18 protein-coding genes are annotated in these 17,818 nt (G+C 69.5%); 10 read left to right on the top strand and 8 right to left on the bottom strand.

Annotated features, from left to right (window positions below):
* Nucleotides 1–104 precede the first annotated feature (104 nt).
* Nucleotides 105–251, bottom strand: coding sequence for a hypothetical protein (locus tag QMO76_RS13940; protein ID WP_306361697.1), 147 nt, complete (start codon nt 249–251; stop codon nt 105–107).
* Between the two features lie 132 nt (nt 252–383).
* Here QMO76_RS13940 and QMO76_RS13935 point away from each other — a divergent pair, with 132 nt between their 5' ends.
* The 3 genes from QMO76_RS13935 (at nt 384) to QMO76_RS13925 (ending at nt 2,513) form a co-directional block, all read left to right on the top strand.
* On the top strand, nt 384–1,040 hold the full coding sequence (locus tag QMO76_RS13935; protein ID WP_306361696.1) for a CPBP family intramembrane glutamic endopeptidase: 657 nt from the start codon (nt 384–386) through the stop codon (nt 1,038–1,040).
* 161 nt (nt 1,041–1,201) lie between these two features.
* On the top strand, nt 1,202–1,363 hold the full coding sequence (locus QMO76_RS13930; protein ID WP_306361695.1) for a hypothetical protein: 162 nt from the start codon (nt 1,202–1,204) through the stop codon (nt 1,361–1,363).
* A gap of 19 nt (nt 1,364–1,382) precedes the next feature.
* Entirely contained in the window at nt 1,383–2,513 is a 1,131-nt protein-coding gene (locus QMO76_RS13925; RefSeq protein WP_306361980.1) for an SPFH domain-containing protein, read from the top strand.
* A 12-nt stretch (nt 2,514–2,525) separates the two neighbouring features.
* Here the strand turns inward: QMO76_RS13925 and QMO76_RS13920 are convergent, their stop codons facing one another.
* The 5 genes from QMO76_RS13920 to bla form a co-directional block, all read right to left on the bottom strand.
* A complete protein-coding gene (locus tag QMO76_RS13920) occupies nt 2,526–3,107 on the bottom strand; it encodes an LGFP repeat-containing protein (RefSeq protein WP_306361694.1) in 582 nt (193 codons plus the stop codon).
* A gap of 202 nt (nt 3,108–3,309) precedes the next feature.
* Nucleotides 3,310–4,857, bottom strand: a complete 1,548-nt coding sequence (locus QMO76_RS13915; RefSeq protein WP_306361693.1) for a GMC family oxidoreductase — start codon at nt 4,855–4,857, stop codon at nt 3,310–3,312.
* Complete coding sequence (locus QMO76_RS13910; protein ID WP_306361692.1) at nt 4,854–6,368, bottom strand: aldehyde dehydrogenase family protein; 1,515 nt, start codon at nt 6,366–6,368, stop codon at nt 4,854–4,856. The genes QMO76_RS13915 and QMO76_RS13910 overlap by 4 nt, the downstream gene beginning before the upstream one ends.
* Nucleotides 6,365–8,539: a choline BCCT transporter BetT gene (gene betT / locus QMO76_RS13905; RefSeq protein WP_306361691.1), complete on the bottom strand. Its 2,175-nt coding sequence runs from the start codon at nt 8,537–8,539 to the stop codon at nt 6,365–6,367. Before betT ends, QMO76_RS13910 begins: the two co-directional genes overlap by 4 nt.
* Nucleotides 8,540–8,632: 93 nt before the next feature.
* Nucleotides 8,633–9,562, bottom strand: coding sequence for a class A beta-lactamase (gene bla, locus QMO76_RS13900; protein WP_306361690.1), 930 nt, complete (start codon nt 9,560–9,562; stop codon nt 8,633–8,635).
* 190 nt (nt 9,563–9,752) lie between these two features.
* Between bla and QMO76_RS13895 the strand changes: the two genes are divergently transcribed.
* The 3 genes from QMO76_RS13895 to QMO76_RS13885 are packed head-to-tail and all read left to right on the top strand — an operon-like array spanning nt 9,753 to nt 11,943.
* Nucleotides 9,753–10,088, top strand: coding sequence for a hypothetical protein (locus QMO76_RS13895; protein WP_306361689.1), 336 nt, complete (start codon nt 9,753–9,755; stop codon nt 10,086–10,088).
* Between the two features lie 53 nt (nt 10,089–10,141).
* Nucleotides 10,142–11,014, top strand: a complete 873-nt coding sequence (locus QMO76_RS13890) for a LysR family transcriptional regulator (RefSeq protein WP_306361688.1) — start codon at nt 10,142–10,144, stop codon at nt 11,012–11,014.
* Nucleotides 11,014–11,943 (top strand): serine hydrolase, encoded by a 930-nt coding sequence (locus tag QMO76_RS13885; protein ID WP_306361687.1) that lies wholly within the window; start codon nt 11,014–11,016, stop codon nt 11,941–11,943. The genes QMO76_RS13890 and QMO76_RS13885 overlap by 1 nt, the downstream gene beginning before the upstream one ends.
* Nucleotides 11,944–12,014: 71 nt before the next feature.
* Here the strand turns inward: QMO76_RS13885 and QMO76_RS13880 are convergent, their stop codons facing one another.
* Entirely contained in the window at nt 12,015–12,914 is a 900-nt protein-coding gene (locus tag QMO76_RS13880) for a helix-turn-helix transcriptional regulator (RefSeq protein WP_306361686.1), read from the bottom strand.
* A 140-nt stretch (nt 12,915–13,054) separates the two neighbouring features.
* On the opposite strand from QMO76_RS13880, the gene QMO76_RS13875 reads away from it, so the two are divergent.
* The 4 genes from QMO76_RS13875 (at nt 13,055) to QMO76_RS13860 (ending at nt 16,965) form a co-directional block, all read left to right on the top strand.
* Nucleotides 13,055–13,831 carry an NAD(P)H-dependent oxidoreductase gene (locus tag QMO76_RS13875; protein WP_306361685.1) on the top strand — a complete coding sequence of 259 codons (777 nt, stop codon included), beginning with the start codon at nt 13,055–13,057 and terminating at the stop codon, nt 13,829–13,831.
* Between the two features lie 152 nt (nt 13,832–13,983).
* Nucleotides 13,984–14,610 carry a VWA domain-containing protein gene (locus tag QMO76_RS13870; RefSeq protein ID WP_306361684.1) on the top strand — a complete coding sequence of 209 codons (627 nt, stop codon included), beginning with the start codon at nt 13,984–13,986 and terminating at the stop codon, nt 14,608–14,610.
* Nucleotides 14,603–15,520, top strand: a complete 918-nt coding sequence (locus QMO76_RS13865; RefSeq protein WP_306361683.1) for a protein phosphatase 2C domain-containing protein — start codon at nt 14,603–14,605, stop codon at nt 15,518–15,520. The genes QMO76_RS13870 and QMO76_RS13865 overlap by 8 nt, the downstream gene beginning before the upstream one ends.
* Entirely contained in the window at nt 15,517–16,965 is a 1,449-nt protein-coding gene (locus QMO76_RS13860; RefSeq protein WP_306361682.1) for a hypothetical protein, read from the top strand. Before QMO76_RS13865 ends, QMO76_RS13860 begins: the two co-directional genes overlap by 4 nt.
* A gap of 338 nt (nt 16,966–17,303) precedes the next feature.
* On the opposite strand, the gene QMO76_RS13855 is transcribed toward QMO76_RS13860, so the two are convergent.
* Nucleotides 17,304–17,780, bottom strand: a complete 477-nt coding sequence (locus QMO76_RS13855) for a MarR family transcriptional regulator (protein WP_306361681.1) — start codon at nt 17,778–17,780, stop codon at nt 17,304–17,306.
* Nucleotides 17,781–17,818 lie beyond the last annotated feature (38 nt).

The raw sequence follows: 17,818 nt of genomic DNA, 5'->3' as shown, positions 1-17,818 counted from the left end.
CGTGCTCACCACACAGCATGGCACACTACGTCGGCCGATCCTAATCGCATGGTCGAAGCGCGGACCGGAGCGCCGGAAACACCGCTGGTCAGGGATGTCGGCGATCAGGGATTGCGGTGTTCGTCACGTGCGGTGTCGCTGCTGAATACGGGGCGGGACGCGGCCACCTCCTCCTCGGTCGGCGACGAGGTGCTGGCGGGTTCCTCGAGGTGGCTGAAGAGGCCGGACTGCGGTCGATCTTCACGGTTCATTCCTGAAGTCTGCTCCGAAAATCGGGAAAAACACCAATCCTGCGGTTGATCCGCGCGTGCGCGGTGCGTCGGGAGAGGCGTTCCACACTCCGGCGGCGGGCGCGCTCGGCTCGGCCGGGCTAGATTCGAGTGGTGTCCATCGCCGTCGACGTCCGTACTCGGAAGGTATGGCTCGCAGTCGAATACGTGGTCCTGTTCTTCGGCGTCGCCGGTGCGTACGCGGTCGTGCTGCGCGGTGTGAGCCCGCTGCCCTTTCTGCTCGTGGTCGCCCTCGGTGTCACCGCGTACCTGTACCGCTCCGGTTTCGACCGCCGGTCCTTCGGGCGTCTCGGCGCGCTCGCCGGTGAGGCGCGCTCCATGATCGCGGCATGGTCGGCCGCCGCGGTGGGACTCGCGATCGTCGTGGCGGTGTGGCAACCGGCCGCCCTGTTCGAGCTGCCGCGTGAGGATCCGCTGACCTGGCTGCTGATCCTGGTGTTCTACCCGCTGGTGAGCGTCTACCCGCAGGAGCTGCTCTACCGCGCGTTCCTCTTCCACCGCTACGCCCCGGTCTTCGGTGACGGACCGCGCATGGTGGCGGCCAGCGCCGCCGCCTTCGGCTTCGTGCACATCCTGTTCGGCAGCTGGATCTCGGTGCTGCTCAGCGGAATCGCCGGATGCCTGTTCGCCGCACGCTTCCGCCGCACCCGCTCCCTCCTGGTGGTCTCCGTCGAACACGCCCTCTACGGCATCCTCGTCTTCACCGTCGGATTGGGCCAGTTCTTCTACCACGGAGCCACCGCGGGCTGAACCGATGGACGGCCGCAACCCGCGTTCCGGCCGGATTCGAGTGCATCGCAGGTAATGTCGCGGTGGCGACAGGCGAGGAGTTCATCCCGATGACAGATCCGGTGCCAGGGTTGACCGGTAGAATCGTGACTCCGGTCCGTGCCGCTGGTGGGATCGGAGAGGTGCTTGTCACCATACGAGGGGGAACCGAGCTGTACATCGCACGTGCCGACGAGCCCCTCGATGCCGGGACCACCGTCCTGATCATCGCGGTGCATCCGGGTCGGGTGGTGGATGTGGTGCCGTGGATTCCGCTCGACACGGGTGACGACCGAATATCGTGAATGCGAGGTGGATCGAACCGTGTTGGGTTATCACGTGCCGAATCCGGACGAGGCGATGCTCGTCACCGGTGGCCGGACCAAGGACAACGCTCCGTTCCAAGTCTTCATCGGGCGCGGGTCCTGGGTGATGCCGTTCTTCCGGAAGGTGAGGTTCCTGCCGCTGGCCATGTTCGAGGCCGAGATCAAGGAGCGATGTGTCACCAAGCAGGCCATCCAGCTGGATGTGCGGGCGGTGATCGCGTTCAAGGTGGCCAATGACACCGGGTCGATAGTCAATGCGGCACAACGCTTTCTGTCCGAGCACGACCAGGAGATGTCGGTGCTCACCGGTCGCATCTTCTCCGGCCATCTGCGCTCCATCATCGGCTCGATGACCGTCGAGGAGATCATTCGGGAGCGGCAGCGGCTGGCCGACGAGGTGCTGGTGGCCTCGAAGGTGGAGATGAGCAATATCGGGCTGTGGGTGGATTCCTTCCAGATCCAGTCGATCGACGATGGCGGCCTGGGCTACATCACCGCACTGGCCGCGCCGCACAATGCCGCCGTGCAGCGGGACGCGCAGATCGCGGAGGCCGAGGCCGCGCAGCGGGCGGCGCGCGCCGAACAGGAGTCGCTGCGCCGCCGCGCCGAGTACGAACGCGAGACGGCCCTGCTGCGCGCGGACTATCAGCGCGATATCGACAAGGCGAATGCCGAAGCGGCACAGTCGGGTCCGCTGGCGGAGGCCATCGCCAAACAGGAGGTGCTCGCCGCACAGGCCGAGCAGGCGCGCAAACAGGCCGAACTGCGTGAACAGCAGTTGCAGGCCGAGGTGGTGAAACCCGCGCTGGCCGAAGCGGAGAAGGTCCGCATCCTCGCCGAAGCCGAGGCCGACCGCACCCGCATCCAGGCCGAGGCGGCCGCCTCCAACAACCGCATCGCCCTCGACCAGCTGCTCATCGAGCAGCTGCCCGAGATCGTCCGGCAAGCCTCCCACGGTCTGGCCAATGCCAACCTCACCGTGCTCAACGGCCCCGACGGCGTCTCCGAACTCGTCAACAGCATGGTCGGCCAAGGGCTGACCGTCTTCAACTCGCTACAGAAGGCGCTGGCCACCAGCGAGGACGAGACGTCACCGGATTCCGCGCTCCGGAAACAGCCTCGCGACTAGCCGAGAACCGGGTCAGCCGACGGTGATCGCGCCGGTGCCGCTGTTCCACTCGATCCAGCCGCCCTGGAATTCGCTGCGGCGGCCCTGGTCGGTGTCCTGCTCGCCGGAGGTCGGGAAGCCGAGCCGCCCGTTCTCGTAACCCTGCTGCGCGTAGGCGTCGAGGATCGCGCCGTGCACCGGATAGGTGCCCGCCGGGGAGTGATAGATGTTCCCGTTCTGGAACCGGTTGACGTGGCCCGCCCCGTTCGGCGTGGGCAGTTCGCCGCTCACCGGCCAGCCCAGTGCGGAGGTCGGACCGCCCAGGTTCTCGTACTCGTCACCGATCTGCCCGTACACCTCCCACGCACCGGTGTCGGGGGTCCAGTAGATCGCCCCCTGCTCGAAATCCTGCTGTCGGCCGCCGTCGCGATCACGCTCGTCCCCGGTGCAGTCCCCCAGCGGCCCGGTCGGCCCCGACACCTCGGCGTAGCGCGTTCCGACCGCACCCGTCGGCCAGCAGCACTCGTCGTCCTCGGTCGCGCAGCCCGCGACCCCGAATATGGCCGATGCCAGGCCCACGGCCATCACCGCGGCCCTCGAGACAGCCGGTAGCATGTCACCCCACCTCTCAGCGTCTGCGCCAGGTATACGGGTGGGATGACACCGGGGAAGGGGGTGAAACCTCCCCGCCGGGATTACCGCGCTCGACCCGGAGCGGGCGCGCCGGTGCGGCAGCCGGGCGGCCGTGGTGGTGACGGCGCACAGGACACGTGTGGCCCGGAACCGAGCGGTTCCGGGCCACACGGCGGATGGAGAATTACCGACCGGCGACGAGCTCCGCGCAGCGCTCACCGACGAGCATGACGGTGATGTTCGGATTCACCGTGGTGTGCGCGGGGAAGACCGAGGCGTCGGCGACGCGCAGGCCGTCCACGCCCTTGACGCGCAGTTCCGGGTCCAGCGGGCTCATGGTGTCGTCGACCGCGCCCATGCGGGCCGTGCCCACCGGGTGATAGACCGTGTTGTGGGTGCGGCGGATGTAATCGGCCAGCTCCGCGTCCGAGTCCGTCTCGGGACCGGGGTACAGCTCGCGCGCCACCCACTCGGAAAGCGGAGCGGTGGAGGCGATTTCGCGCGCCTTGCGGATTCCCGCGATCATGACGCGCATATCGTGGCCCTCGGCGTCGGTGAAGTAGCGGGGGTCGACGCGCGGCTTGTCGCGGAAGTCGCGGGAGCGCAACCGGACGGTGCCGCGGGAGCGGGCGTGGGTGACATTCGGGGTGAGGCAGAAGGTGTTCTCGGCCGTCGGGTAGCCCTGCCGCAGCGTGTGCATATCGAAAGGCACACTGCCGTAATGCATCATGAGGTCGGGTCGGTCGAGTCCGTCCACGGTGGTGGTGAAGATCCCGGCCTCCCACCACTGGGTGGACCGGTCCACCATCGGCCGCGTCGTCTCGAAGCCGATGACGCCCTCCGGATGGTCCTGCAGATGCGCGCCCACACCGGGCGAATCCACCAGGACGTCGATGCCGTGCTCGCGCAGGTGATCCGCCGGTCCGATACCCGACAGCATGAGCAGCTTCGGGGTGTCGATGGCCCCCGCGGACAGGATCACCTCGCGGGTGGCGGTGATCCGGGTGGTGCGCCCGAAGGCGTTGTCGGTGATGTCGACGCCCACCGCCCGGCCGCCCTCGATGACGACCCGCTTGGCCCAGGCCCCGGTCCGGACCCTCAGATTCGGCCGATCGAGGTGGGGGTGCAGGTAACTCACCGAGGAGGACGCCCGCACGCCGTCGGGGCGGCGGTTGATCTGGAAGAAGTTGGCCCCGTTGATCACCGTGCGGCCGGAGTTGAACTCGGCGCGCGGAATGCCGACGGCCTCGCAGGCGTCCAGCAGCGCAACACCGCACGGGTCGTTCGGCGGCACGGTCATGATGTTGACCGGACCGCTGCGCCCATGGTGGTCGCCGGGCGCGTCATTGGTCTCGATCCGCGGGTACAGCCGGTACACCGAATCCGAACCCCACCCGGCGCAGCCGTGCTCGCGCTCCCAAGCGTCCAGATCCTCGCGCGGAGCCCAGAACGCGATACAGCTGTTGTGCGAGGAGCAGCCGCCGAGCACCTTGGCGCGGGCGTGCCGCATGAACGAATTGCCGTTCTCCTGCGGCTCGATGGGATAGTCCCAGTCGTATCCCGATTCCAGCAGTTCCATCCAGCGGTCCAGCCGCAGGATGGCGTCGTCGCCCACATCCGACGGTCCGGCCTCGAGCAGGCACACCGTCACCGTCTGATCCTCCGACAGTCGCGAGGCGACGGCCGCGCCCGCGGAGCCGCCGCCGACGATCACATAGTCGTACTCGGTCACTTCCGCTCCCCTCGGTCGGCGAACCAGCCGGTGACGCCCGGCCGGAGGTTCTCGTAGACGTGCTTGGCCTCGCGGTACTCGTGCAGGCCGGACGGCCCCAGTTCGCGGCCGACGCCGGAGTGCCCGAAACCACCCCACTCGGCCTGCGGCAGGTAGGGGCCGAAGTCGTTGACCCACACGGTCCCGTGCCGCAGCCGGGCAGCGATCCGGCGCGCCCGCGCGGTATCGGAGGACCACACCGCACCGGCCAGCCCGTATTCGGTGTCGTTGGCGATGGCGACCGCCTCGTCCTCGGTGGTGAACGTCTCCACGGTGACGGTCGGCCCGAACGCCTCGTCGTGCACGCAGGCCATCTCCCGGGTGGCCCGGTCGATGACGGTCGGCCGATAGAACCAGCCGTCGTCGAGACTGCCCGAGCCCTGGTCGCCGGTGGCGAACGCGCCGCCGGTACGGATGACGGCCCCTTCGGCGCGGGCCTGTTCGACATAGGCGTGCACCTTGTCGCGGTGCGCGGACGAGATGAGCGGCCCGGTCTCGGTGCCCTCGGCGAAGGGCAGTCCGAGCCGGATCTCCTCGGCCCGCCGCACCAGCTCGTCCACGAACCGATCGTGCGCCGACTCCTCCACGACCAGCCGCGCACCCGCCGAGCACACCTGACCGGAGTGCAGGAAGGCGGCGTTGAGGGCGTTGTCGACGGCCGCGGCCAGGCGCTCGCGGGTGTCGCAGGCATCGGCGAAGATCACGTTCGGGTTCTTGCCGCCCAGCTCGAGCGCCACCTTCTTGACCGTCGCCGCCGCTTCGCGGGCGATGATCCGGCCGGTGGCCAGGCCGCCGGTGAAGGAGACCATGTCGACGTCGGGATGTGCCGAGAGCGGCGCTCCGGCCGTCGTGCCCGCGCCGAGGACCAGATTGGCCACGCCCGCGGGCAGATCGAGCTCGTCCAGGACGCGCATGAGCAGGATGGAGGTGTGCGGCGTCAGCTCGGACGGCTTGAGCACGAAGGTGTTGCCCGCGGCCAGAGCGGGCGCGATCTTCCACGCCGCCTGCAGCAGCGGGTAGTTCCAGGGGGTGATGAGCCCGCACACGCCGACCGGTTCGTACACGATGCGGGAGTCGACATCGGGGGAACCCGCGTCCACCACCCGGCCCGCGTCCTCGGCCGCGAGCTTGCCGAAGTAGCGGAAGCAGTTCGCGATATCGGACATGTCGATATCCGACTCGTAGGGCCGCTTACCGGTGTCCAGGGTTTCGGCGCGCACGAAGTCCGCGCGCTGCGCGTCGATGGCGGCGGCCACCGCCAGCAGCAGATCGCCGCGTTCGGCTGCCGAGGTGTCGCGCCAGGGGCCGCGGTCGAAGGCGCGCCGGGCCGCCGCGATGGCCGCCTCGGTATCGGCGGCATCCGCCTCGGAGACCGCGCCGACCACGGAATTATCGGCGGGGCAACGGATCTGGCGGGTCTTTCCGGATTTCGCGGCGCACCAGGAGCCGTTGATGTACAGGGTGTGACTCATGCGGTGGGTGTCCCTTCAGGATCGCTGACGGTGACGTCGGTGTCGCTCGGTTTCGGCTCGTGGGTGTCGCTCGCCGAGCGGCGCAGGTGCAGATAGCCGAGGTGGCGTTCGTATTGGTCGAGAATGTCGCCGATGACCTGCTCGCGGGTGTAGCCGTTGAGCGAGTAGCCCTGCGACCCCTCCGCGAGGTACACCTCGCAACGGAAGTAGCGGTCGTCGGAGCGCTGCGAGAGCACCGCGTAACTGGGTGTCGGCGCGGACACCGGCCACACGCAGTACTCGAACCGGGGCTCCTTGGCCTGGTCGACCACCAGGCGCGGCGACGAGATCCCCTCGTGCCGACCGGATTCGTCGACCGTGGCGGTGACGCCCGCACGGTCGAATTCGGCCGCCACCTCGCGCATGGCCGGAACGACGGTGTTGGCGACGAACTTCCGGGTCGCCCCGGGGCCCGGGTACTGGATGGTGGACAGCAGGCGGCGACGCCAGCTGCCGTGCTCGGACGGTCCGCGTCCGGCCGCGATGGCCTTCGGCAGAGTGGTGCGATAGCTGTCCAGTTTGAGCGATTCATTGCGCACCGAGCGCAACAGCGCCACACCGATGAGGGCGAGCACGAACGAGAACGGCAAGCCCATGATGATGGTGGCGTTCTGCAGGGTGGTGATGGAACCGCCCGCCCCCGCGAACAGCATCGACAGCGTGAGCAGGCCGATGGCCAGCGACCAGAAGATGCGGGTGCTGCGGGCGCAGTCGGCCATCGGATCGGGCAGCTTCGAGGTGAAGTTGCCCATGACCAGCGAACCGGAGTCGGCGCTGGTCACGTAGAACAGCAGACCGGTGATGGTGGCGATGCCGAGCAGCAGCGGCGCGCCGGGGTAGCGCTCGAGCAGCGAGTAGAACCCGGCCTCGGCCCGGCTCGCCGTGGTCAGCGCGAAGTCCTCGTCGTCGCGGGCGAGCTCCAGCGCGCTGTTGCCGAAGATCGAGATCCACAGCAGGATGAAGCTGAACGGCACCACCAGTACGCCGAAGATGAACTGCCGCAGGGTGCGTCCGCGCGAGATGCGCGCCAGGAAGAGCCCGACGAACGGGGCCCAGGCCACCCACCACGCCCAGAAGAACAGCGTCCAGGCGTCGATCCAGGCGGTCGGCTCGTTCGCCGTTTCCGGGTTGCGGTCCCAGGCGAAGGTGTCGAGGGTGCGATCGAGGAAGGTCGACAGGTAGTCGCCGACATTCTGGGTGAGCCCGTTGAGCAGGAAGTCGGTACGGCCCGCCACCAGAATGTAGACCAGCAGCACGATGGACAGGATGACGTTGAACTCCGACAGTCGTCGGATGCCCTTGTCCACGCCCGAGGTCGCCGAGATGGTCGCGATGACGACGGACAGGGCGATGAGTCCGATCTGGGCCGCCTTGCCCTGGGCGATGCCGAACATCTCGTGCAGGCCGTAGTTGAGCTGGACGATGCCGATGCCGAGCGAGGTCGCGATGCCGAAGATGGTGCCCAGCACCGCCGCCACGTCGATGGCGTCGCCCCAGCGGCCCTCCACCCGCTTGCCGAAGATCGGGTACAGCGCCGCCCGGATGGTCAGCGGCAGGTTGTGCCGGAAGGCGAAGTAGGCGAGCGCACCGCCCATGAGCGCGTACATGGCCCAGCCGGTGATGCCGTAGTGGAAGATGGTCCAGGTGGCGGCCTCGCGGGCCGCCTCGTTGGTCCCGGCGGTGCCGGTCGGCGGGTGCAGATAGTTGTAGACCGGTTCGGCGACCGAGAAGAACATCAGGTCGATGCCGATGCCCGCCGCGAAAAGCATTGCCGTCCAAGTGAACAGGCTGTACTCCGGGCGGGACTCCTCCGGTCCCAGCCGATAGCGGCCGTACTTGCTGGCGCCGATGAAGACGACCAGGCCGACGATGACGGTGGCGAGGATGATGTACCACCAGCCGAACCAGGTGGAGATGAACGTCTTGACTTCACCGACCACGGTCTCGGCGCTCGAGGGCGAGGCGAGAGCCCAGATCGCGAACGCGAGAACGATCCCCGCCGCGGTGAAGAACACCGGCCGGTTGACCGAGCCGCGGCCCGCCTCGGGGTGAGGCGGGCCCTCGGCTTCGGTGGTTCCTCCGCGATCAGCGGACTCGGTTCCCGGGGGTGTGGCTCCGGTCTGCTCATTCATTTACCGAACGATAACTGGTCGGACGCTGACTGAACCAGACCGCCTGGTGTCCGGCGTGTGGCGCGCCGCTACTAAGATGTTCGCACTCCCCCGTCAGTTCAGCGCCGCGACCGCCGCCCGCGTCGCGTCGGCCACCAGCGTGTTGTCCGGCTCCGCGTCCGCCTCGGATTTGGTCGTCAGTACCGCGATCACGATCGGGGCGAGCCCCGGCGGCCAGGCGACGGCCACGTCCAACGCGCCGCCGTAGGCGGGGCTGCCGGTCTTGTCGCCGACGGTCCAGTCGGCGGGCACCCCGGCGCGGATGCGCTTGTCGCCGGTGGTGTTGGCGATCAGCCACGACTTCAGTTGCGCCCGTTCGGGCTCGCCGAGCACGTCGCCCAGCAGCAGTGCGCGGTAGTCGGCGGCCAGCGCGGCCGGGGTGGTGGTGTCGCGCTCGTCGCCGGGCACGGCGGAGTTGAGTTCGGGCTCCCACCGGTCCAGACGGGTCACCTGGTCACCGATCGAGCGCAGGAAGTCGGTGAAACCCGCTGGGCCGCCCAGCAATTCGAGCACCTTGTTACCGGCGGTGTTGTCGGAGACGGTGATCGTCGCCTCGCACAGTTCGGCCACCGTCATGCCGGTGTCCACATGTTGCTCGGTCACCGGCGAATACTCGACGAGTTCGTCGCGGGAGAAGTGGACCATCCGATCGAAGTAGCCGGTGGACAGGGGATGGTCGCGCAGCAGCGCCCCGCAGGCCAGCCCTTTGAAGGTGGAGGCCATCGGGAACCGCTCCCCCTCCCGATAGGCCACGGTTCGGTCGGAACCGGTATCGACCGCGAACACGCCGAGCCGGGCGGCCCGCTCGGACTCCAGCGCGGCGAAGCGATCGGTGACAGCGGTGTTCGTCGCGCTCGCGGTCGTCGCGGCCCCGGATCCCGTATCGGAACCGCAGGCGGTACCGACCACCGCGAGGGCGGATACGGCCGCGACGGCGACGAGTCGGCGGAGTGGGAAGCGTCGGTATGTCGTGGAGAAGGTCACCGCCGGACTAGATCATCGACGCGGCGGCACCCGCCAATATCCGGCCCGCGCACGGGCGAGTCGGGTTCGATATCGACCGAGGTCATCACGACGAGAAGCGCACTCGCCCGATCTCGACCGAAACGAACGGGCAACTCGCGCGGATGATCAGAGGGGCAGCTAGCGAATATCCACGAAGGAAAGGACCAGTATGGGATCCACGACACGACGTACCGCTGTCTGCGCCGCGCTGGTGGGAATCACCGCCGGGATGGTGGTCGGCGCGGGCGGCGCGGCACAGGCCGCGCCTACGGATTGCGTGATCGACAGGGGGCTGGTCGACGCGACGGCGGTCTGTCACGCCGGTACGGGCAACTCCGTGCTGTATGTCGACTGCGTCGGCTTCTACGTGCCGCCGACCCGATACCTCCCGGTATTCGGCAACTACCGCAGCGGCAAGTCCAACCACGCGCCCGTCGGGACGACGATGCACGCCTCCTGCGGGCTCGGTATCGCGCTGGGTGCGGAGGTGCGTCCCGCGCAATAATGCCGGTCGGACCACCGACCGGGACGCCCGGCCAGCGCTGGTTCAATGGCCGCATGGATCTGATCCGTCACCTTCGCTACTTCGTCTCGGTCGCGGACGAGGGGCACTTCGGCAGGGCGGCGGCCGCACTGCAGATGACCCAGCCGCCGCTGTCGCAGGGGCTGCGACGGCTGGAGCAGCAGCTTGGGGTCGATCTGATCCACCGCACCAGGCACGGGGCCGTGCTCACGTCGGCCGGGCTGCAACTGCTCCCCCGCGCTCGGCTGCTCGTCGACGACGCCGACCGGCTCTTGGCCGAATCGCAGCGGATCGCACACGCGTACGGGACGGTGCACTGGGGCGCGACCGCGGCGTTGCCGGATGCGATGATCACCGCGGGTGTGCGGGCGCTGCGCACCGCGGTCGCCTCGGATGCGGCGGTGTCCACCACGGTGGGCGCGACGGTCGAGCTCGTCGATGCGGTGCGGGCGGGAGTATGCGACATCGCCGTCATCGAGCATCCCGCGCTCGTGGACGGGGTGGAGGCACGGCCGGTGGTGAAGATGCCGAGGTGGTTGGTGGTGCCGTCGGAGCATCGCAGCGCCGAGGCCGAACGGCCCGCCTTCCCGATGCTCGCGGGGCTGAGTTTCGCCTGCCCGCCGCGCGCCGGGAATCCGCCCGCCTTCGACATCGTGCTGGATCTGTTGCGGGAGCGCGGCCTGGACGCACCCACCGTGCCCGCGCCGGATGATCGCGCCGTCTTCGCTGCCGTCGCCGCCGGGACCAGCTTCGGGCTCACCGCTGCCCCGCCATCGCCTACCCCGGGAGTGGCGTGGCGGCGGCTGGCCCCGCAGGCGGTGGCACTGCGGGTCCGCGTCATCCACCGAGCGGAGGCCGCCGCCCTCGCCGACGCCGTGGACAGGGTGCTGTACCGGGAGCGGCTGTGATGACGAATGCCTTACGGAGCCAACCGATCACCGGTGACGCCGAAGTGCGCATCCGGGCCGTGTTCGCCGATGCGGGCTGCACCGGCTGGCTGCACGCCCGCCGCTGCGACGACTCCGGCACCGAGATCTCACTCGGCGGTGGCGAACGGGTCGTCGTCGCCTCGGTGTACAAGCTCCCGCTGTTCGTCGCCTTCTGCCGCCATATCGACGCGGGCCGGATCGACCCCGCCGCCCGGATCACGGTGACGCCGTCGGACTGCACGCCCGGACCCACCGGTATCGCCGCCCTGCGGGACCCGGTGACCGTGAGCCTGCGTGATCTGGCGGCTTCCATGATGACGGTCTCCGACAATGCCGCCGCCGACGTCCTGCTCGGTGAAATCGGGCTGGCCGCTGTCGAAAACCTGCTCGACGATGTCGGCCTGACCCAGACCCGCATTATCGGCGGCACCGCCGACCTACACCGCAGCCTGGTCCGCGATACCGACACCCACACCACCGCGGAGGCGTTCGCGGCGCTGGAGCGCAACGACGAAGCCTGGTCGGTGTCCGCCTACGATCCGTCCTACACGAGCGCGACGACACCGGAGGAGATGACGCGGTTCCTGTACGCCCTCTGGCGCGGTGACATCCTTTCCCCCGAGCGGACCGACTACGCCCGCGCCGTCATGCGCGCCCAGGTGTGGCAGCACCGCATCGCCGCCGGATTCCCGCACCGCAGCGTGTCGGTCGCGGGCAAGACCGGCACCATCGGCGTGATCCGCAACGAGGTCGCCGTGGTGGAGTTCCCGGGCGAATACCCCGTCGCCGTGGCGGTTTTCACGCGCGCGGCGCGGGCCGATCCGGTGCTGCCCGTTGTCGACGCCGCGATCGCGGAGGCGGCCCGCATCGCCGTCACCGAACTCCGCCGCCCGCTGCCGGAGGACTGACCCGAACGCTCCCGGCGGCGGTTCGCGTGGTTCCGCGGCGACGCGCCGGTATCCCGCTCTATCGGTCCGATCTATTGGTCCGAGCCTCGCCGCTGGCGATCGATCACGCTCGGCGCGGGCGGATCGTCGTCGTGCGTCGTCGCGTGGTTCGGCACCGCCGGTGGCGCGCCGAGGCTCGCCAGGATGCTCAGCTTGTCGTGGGCCTCGCCGCCCGGGGGCGCGGAGAGGACGATCAACTCCAGGCCGGTGTCGTCGGGGAGGGTGAAGTTCTCCTGGTGCAGGTCGAGGCGGCCGACCAGCGGGTGGGTGTAGGGCTTGTGGCCGTGCGTGCGGCAGCGCACGTCGGCGCGGGCCCAGAGGCGGCGGAAGCGGTCGCTGCCCATGGCGAGTTCCCCGATCAGGGAGGCCAGCCCGGGATCGTCGGGATACTTCCCGGCGGCCAGGCGCAGATGTCCGACCGTGTCGAGCGTGCACTTCTCCCAGGCCGCGTAGAGGGCGAGGCCGTCGGGATCCAGGAAGATGTGGCGGGCGATATTGAACTCGCGCAGCGGGCGGCCGAAAAGCAGTTCGGCCAAACGGTTTCCGGCCAGCACGTCCATGCGGTGGTCCAGCAGGAAGGCGGGGGTGTCGCCGACCAGATCCAACATGCGCAGCAGTTCCGGACGAGGGCGTGCGTTCGCCGGTACGGTCCGGGCCGGGCGGCGGGGGCGGCGCGCGAGCCGGTGTAGATGTTCGCGCTCCACCTCGTCCAGGCCGAGCACGCCCGCCAACGCGTCGAGCACCTGCGTCGACGGCTGTCGGGCGCGGCCCTGCTCCAGGCGCACGTAGTAGTCCACGCTGACCCCGGACAGATGCGCCACCTCCTCCCGGCGCAGCCCCGCCACCCGGCGGCGCGCGTCGACGGCAATGCCGACCGTCGCGGGGTCGACGCGGGAGCGGCGGGTGCGCAGGAAGTCGGCGAGGTCGTCCATCGCTCCAGTATCACCACACCCGGCGCGGGCGAGGGTGGCCCTGCCGATACCAGGAAGTCCCGTCCGAGGGCAGAAGCGCCCCTGAACAGCGGGCTGGTCCGCCGCCAGGATCGAAGGCGACCGATCACGAAGGAGCGGAAATGAACACACTCATCGTCCACGCCCACCCGGAACCGCGGTCGTTGAACGACGCGCTGACCGACGTCGCGGTGTCCACCCTGACCGACGCGGGCCACGACGTACGGGTGAGCGACCTCTACGCCATGAACTGGAAGCCGCTGGTGGACACCGCCGACTTCGGTCCCGCCGCCTCCGAGCCGCTGCGTATCGTCGCCGACTCCGGCCGGGCCTACGACACGGGCGGCCTCACCGCCGACGTTCTCGCGGAGCAGGACAAACTGCGCTGGGCCGACACGGTGATCCTGCAATTCCCGCTCTGGTGGTACAGCATGCCCGCCATTCTCAAGGGCTGGGTGGACCGGGTCTTCACCTATGGATTCGGCTACGGCGTCGGCGAACACAACGACACCAAATGGGGCGACCGCTACGGCGAGGGCACCCTGGCGGGCAAGCGCGCCATGCTGTCGGTCACCATCGGCGGCCGCGAGGCCCACTACTCCGATCGCGGCGTGAACGGCCCCGTCGACGATCTGCTGTTCCCCATCCAGCACGGCATCCTCTACTACACGGGTATGGAGGTCGTCCCGCCCTTCGTCGTCTACGGCGCGGACCGCCACACCGAGGAGGACTTCACGGTCGCCGCGAAGCAGTATCGCCAGCGGCTGCGCACCCTCGCCGACACCGCCCCGATCCCCTACCGGCCCCAGAACGGCGGCGACTACGAACTGCCCTCGCTGCGCCTGCGCACGGGCCGGGAAGTGCCGGGGCGCAGCGGATTCGGGCTTCATCTGCGATAGCCGGGCGGTCGCCTTCAGTCGGAAATGCCGGGTTTCCCGGCGCAGACTGTGGCAGACTCACCGGTACACGTTGTGCAGGAGGGGGTTTCGCCGTGGGTCAGCCGTCGCGGTTCTCGAATACCGAACGTCCACCGGTCTTTCCGGTCTGTCTGGTGGTGGACGTGTCCGCGTCCATGCGCGGTGCGCCCATCGAGGCGGTCAACCAGGCACTGCCCGAGCTGCGGCAGGCCATCCTGGAGGATCCGGCGACCGGTGAGATCGCCCGGATCGCGCTGGTGACCTTCTCCTCCTCCGCGCGGATCGAACTGCCGCTGGCCGATCTCTGGGAAACCGAACTGCCTCGGCTCGACACTCGGGACTCGACCGACTTCGCCGAAGGGCTGCGGGCCGCGCGGACCGCCATCGAACAGGGCGTTCGCGGGATGGGCCGAGGCACCCGGTTCTACCGCCCGGTCGTGTTCTTCCTCAGCGACGGTCAGCACAACGGTCGCGACTGGCTGCCCGAGTGGCGGGAACTCACCGATCGCGGGGACAAGTTCGGTGCGGAGGTGGTCGCTTTCGGGATGGGCGCGGCGGATCGGGAGACCATCGGCCAGGTCTCGACCGGGCACGCGTACTTCGCCGACGATCCCGATCCGGTCGCGGCGGTGCGCGAGATCCTGCGCAGTGTGATCGGCAGTATCCGCTCCACCTCCGGTTCGTTCGGGAGTCCGTCGGGCGGAGCGCTCATCATCGCGCCGTCACCGCATCTGACCCGGCTGCCGGAGAACATTGTCTGAGCAGGCGAACGGGCTGGTGGACCCGGCGCGCACCCGGCCCGGCTACGCCGAACTGGATTCGCAGGCACCACGCATCGGTGAACTCGGACCGCTGCCCGCTCCGCGCCTCGCCGCCACCGCGACCGCGCTGGCGGGGGTGCGGGCCGACGCGGGAATGCTCGCGGGGCGATGGGTGGCCGCGGCGAGCCTGGCCGGGCAGTCACATACCGCCCGGGGCGGTTCCGCGCAGGATTCGTACGGCTTCACCGTCGTCCGGGACGGCAGCGCCCTGGTGTTGGCGGTGTGCGACGGGCTCGGACAGCAGGCGGACACCGCGCAGATCGGCGCGGAACTCCTGGCCCGGCTGTGCGTCTCGGCCGCGGCCGCACTGTCCGGCGCCGACGTGGCCGAGCGCGGCCACGCGGCCCTGACCGAGGCGGTGGTGCACGCGGTCGCCACGCTGGAACGGTTGCGGGACACCGCACTCGGCCTGACCGCGCGGGAACTGCGCAGCACCATGCTGCTGTGCTGGCTGCCGCTGCATCCGGGCGGCGGGCGGGACGTGCTGTTGCTGCGAGTGGGCGACTGCGAGGCGTTCACGTGGTCCGAATCGGACGGCTACCAGGCCGTCTACCCGGATTCCGACGACGGGCCGCTCAATATCGTCCGGCACACGCTGCCCTGCGACGATCCGCGGCCACTGCTCGAACCGGCACGCTGGCCGCCGCCCGACGGCGGGCTGCTGATCCTGGCCACCGACGGGCTCGCCGGGGACCTCTTCGACTCCCCCGATGTGCGAGATTGGCTGGCACGCCGCTGGTCCCGGCCCTGCGGTCCGGCCTGGATGGTGGACTCGCTGCGGTATCGGCGGCAGGGTTCGCACGACGATCGCACCGCCCTGGTGGTGTGGCTGGAACCGCTGCCGGCATGAGTGAGCCGGACAGCTCCGTCGCGGGCCGGTACGGCCGGTACCGGGTCGACGCGGAACCGCTCAATTCCTCGGGCGGACAGTCGATTCTGTACACCTGCCGCGACGACGAGAACCGCACCAGGGTGTTCAAGCGGTACCGCGCGCCCATGACCGCTCGGCCGGAAATCGACACGCTGGGCGAGATCGCCGCGCGCGGAGCCCGGATCACGGCCGATGCCGAACGTGCGGACACCGTCGCCGCCACCGCCGAATCCTCGGTGAACTGGCCCATCGACATCATCGAGGAATCCGACACCGTCATCGGCGTGATCCTGCCGCTCATCCCGGCGCGGTTCCTGAACGAACAGGGCAAGCCGCTCACCCTGGACTTCCTGTACGTGGCCGCCGCCCAGCCGCCCCGAACGGCGGTGCGGGTCGGCGTGCTGCTGCGCGCCTGCGACATCCTCGCCTACCTGTACGACCTGGGCCTGGTCCACGGCGATATCTCGATGAAGAATCTGGTGTGGGACAGGCGTTCTCCGCACGCCTACCTCATCGACTGCGACAGCGTGCATCCGGCGACGGAGGTCCGCGAGCGCGGCGTCGGCACGGCGGGCTGGCGGGATCCCCGGTGGGTGGCCGGACGCATCCCCGCGCACGACCGCTACAGCGACCGCTTCGCCCTCGCCGTCATGGTCTACCGCGCGCTGCTGCTCAATCCGGGCGCGCCCGAACTCGTCGATGGCGATTGGGCCCGCCCCTCCGGCATTCCCGACGACCTGCCCGCGCGGCTGCGCTCGCTGTTCGACCGTGCGTTCCACGACCCCTTCGCGACCACGGAACGGCCGACGGCGGTCGAATGGCGGGACGCACTGAAGGCGGTCTTCCTGACCGACGACGCCGGCGCGTTCCGCAATCCGGCGCTGCGGACGGTGGACCGATACGCCGATCGATTCCGACCCCCACCGGTCCGCCCGAAGCCCGCCGTTCGCCGACCCTCGCCCCCGGTGTCGGCGGCGAATCTCGCGACGACTCCGCCCGATGATCCCTGGCTCACCACGAAGCTGGCGATCACCGTCGGGGTGGTCCTGATGGTCTTCGCACTCGTCCATGCCGCCACCTCCGAGCCGTCCCGCCCCACCAACCGCACCCGCCCGACCCAGTCCACCTCCGAGTGGACCCCCTTCCCCGGTGTGCACGTGGAGAAGCAGGACGACGGATCGACGCGGATCCGCACCGACAACACCCCGTGCGACCCGGCGGTCGACAACCCCAGAGAACTCATGTCCGGCTTCTGGCTGGTCTGTCACTCGGACGGCACCTCACCCCCGGTCTGGCGACCGTCGGTGCTCCCGCTCCGCGCCACCCCCGACACTCCCTGCAACCCGGAGGCATCCCCCATGGCGCGGGGCCCGAACGCCCAAACCCTCCTCTGCCGCGACGGAACCTGGCAGCCACCGCGATAACTCACGGCCAGCGGCGGCTCGTCGCCGCCCTCCCCTTCCCGGCTTGCCCGTGAGCGCCGTCATCGTCGGGGCATGCGACATACGCGTCGGCGACGCCATCGGGCGTCCGCACGTCGACCGAGCTGCTGTGCAATGCGTTCATAGTCGAATCCTTCTGTCGTGGTTGTCCGGTGTTCAACCAGGGCGAAGGCGGACCGCGTGCGACAGCGCGGGATCCTCGGTGGGGCAGCGGGCCGATACCTGCCCGCGCGGCGCTCAGCAGGCCACCGGGTAGCCGATCCGTGTGTGGCGAAATGCCGTCCCGGTATTCATCGCCTCACCGTAACCGACGCCACGACTCACCGCGAATCGCGCAGGGCCCCGGTCGCTTCCGCGGCGGCCTCGTTGACATCGGCCAGCATGTCGCGCAGTAGGCGCAGGTCGGCGTCGTCGTATTTCGACAGCCGGGCCGCGACCGCCGCGCCCATGCCCTGGAACAGCGGCGAGACCAGCTCGGCCGCGCGGGTAGCGTCCAGTTCCACCAGTACCCGCCGGCGGTCGGCGGTGTCGCGGCGGCGGTGGACGTAGCCCGCGTCCTCGAGGCGGTCGATCATGGCGGTGACCGCGCCGCCGCGGGTGATGCCGATGCGGTCGGCCAATTCGCCGGGGGTGTGGGGGCCTTCGAGGCTGAGGACGTTCAGGCAGCTCAGGTCGGCGGGGGTGATGCCGAGGCGGGCGGCGACCGCGGTGTGGAACGTGATCGTGCGGACGGTCTGGACGCGGAACTCGGTCTGTAGCAAGTTCAGGGCCGAACTCCGGGTGTTCCCGGATCCCATGACGTGCTGCTCCTTCCTAATCTCTCTCTTGCAGAGAG

The organism is Nocardia sp. CC227C, from assembly GCF_030767025.1.
Lineage (GTDB): Bacteria > Actinomycetota > Actinomycetes > Mycobacteriales > Mycobacteriaceae > Nocardia.
Note: the sequence above shows the minus strand (reverse complement) of the source record. Positions and strands in the feature narration are given on the sequence as shown.

Coding starts and splice junctions, on each gene's coding strand:
- QMO76_RS13940 (WP_306361697.1), bottom strand. CDS start 251: ATGAACCGTGAAGATCGACCGCAGTCCGGCCTCTTCAGCCACCTCGAG.
- QMO76_RS13895 (WP_306361689.1), top strand. CDS start 9,753: ATGGGATCCACGACACGACGTACCGCTGTCTGCGCCGCGCTGGTGGGA.
- QMO76_RS13910 (WP_306361692.1), bottom strand. CDS start 6,368: ATGAGTCACACCCTGTACATCAACGGCTCCTGGTGCGCCGCGAAATCC.
- QMO76_RS13885 (WP_306361687.1), top strand. CDS start 11,014: ATGACGAATGCCTTACGGAGCCAACCGATCACCGGTGACGCCGAAGTG.
- QMO76_RS13890 (WP_306361688.1), top strand. CDS start 10,142: ATGGATCTGATCCGTCACCTTCGCTACTTCGTCTCGGTCGCGGACGAG.
- QMO76_RS13880 (WP_306361686.1), bottom strand. CDS start 12,914: ATGGACGACCTCGCCGACTTCCTGCGCACCCGCCGCTCCCGCGTCGAC.
- betT (WP_306361691.1), bottom strand. CDS start 8,539: ATGAATGAGCAGACCGGAGCCACACCCCCGGGAACCGAGTCCGCTGAT.
- QMO76_RS13855 (WP_306361681.1), bottom strand. CDS start 17,780: ATGGGATCCGGGAACACCCGGAGTTCGGCCCTGAACTTGCTACAGACC.
- QMO76_RS13875 (WP_306361685.1), top strand. CDS start 13,055: ATGAACACACTCATCGTCCACGCCCACCCGGAACCGCGGTCGTTGAAC.
- QMO76_RS13920 (WP_306361694.1), bottom strand. CDS start 3,107: ATGCTACCGGCTGTCTCGAGGGCCGCGGTGATGGCCGTGGGCCTGGCA.
- QMO76_RS13860 (WP_306361682.1), top strand. CDS start 15,517: ATGAGTGAGCCGGACAGCTCCGTCGCGGGCCGGTACGGCCGGTACCGG.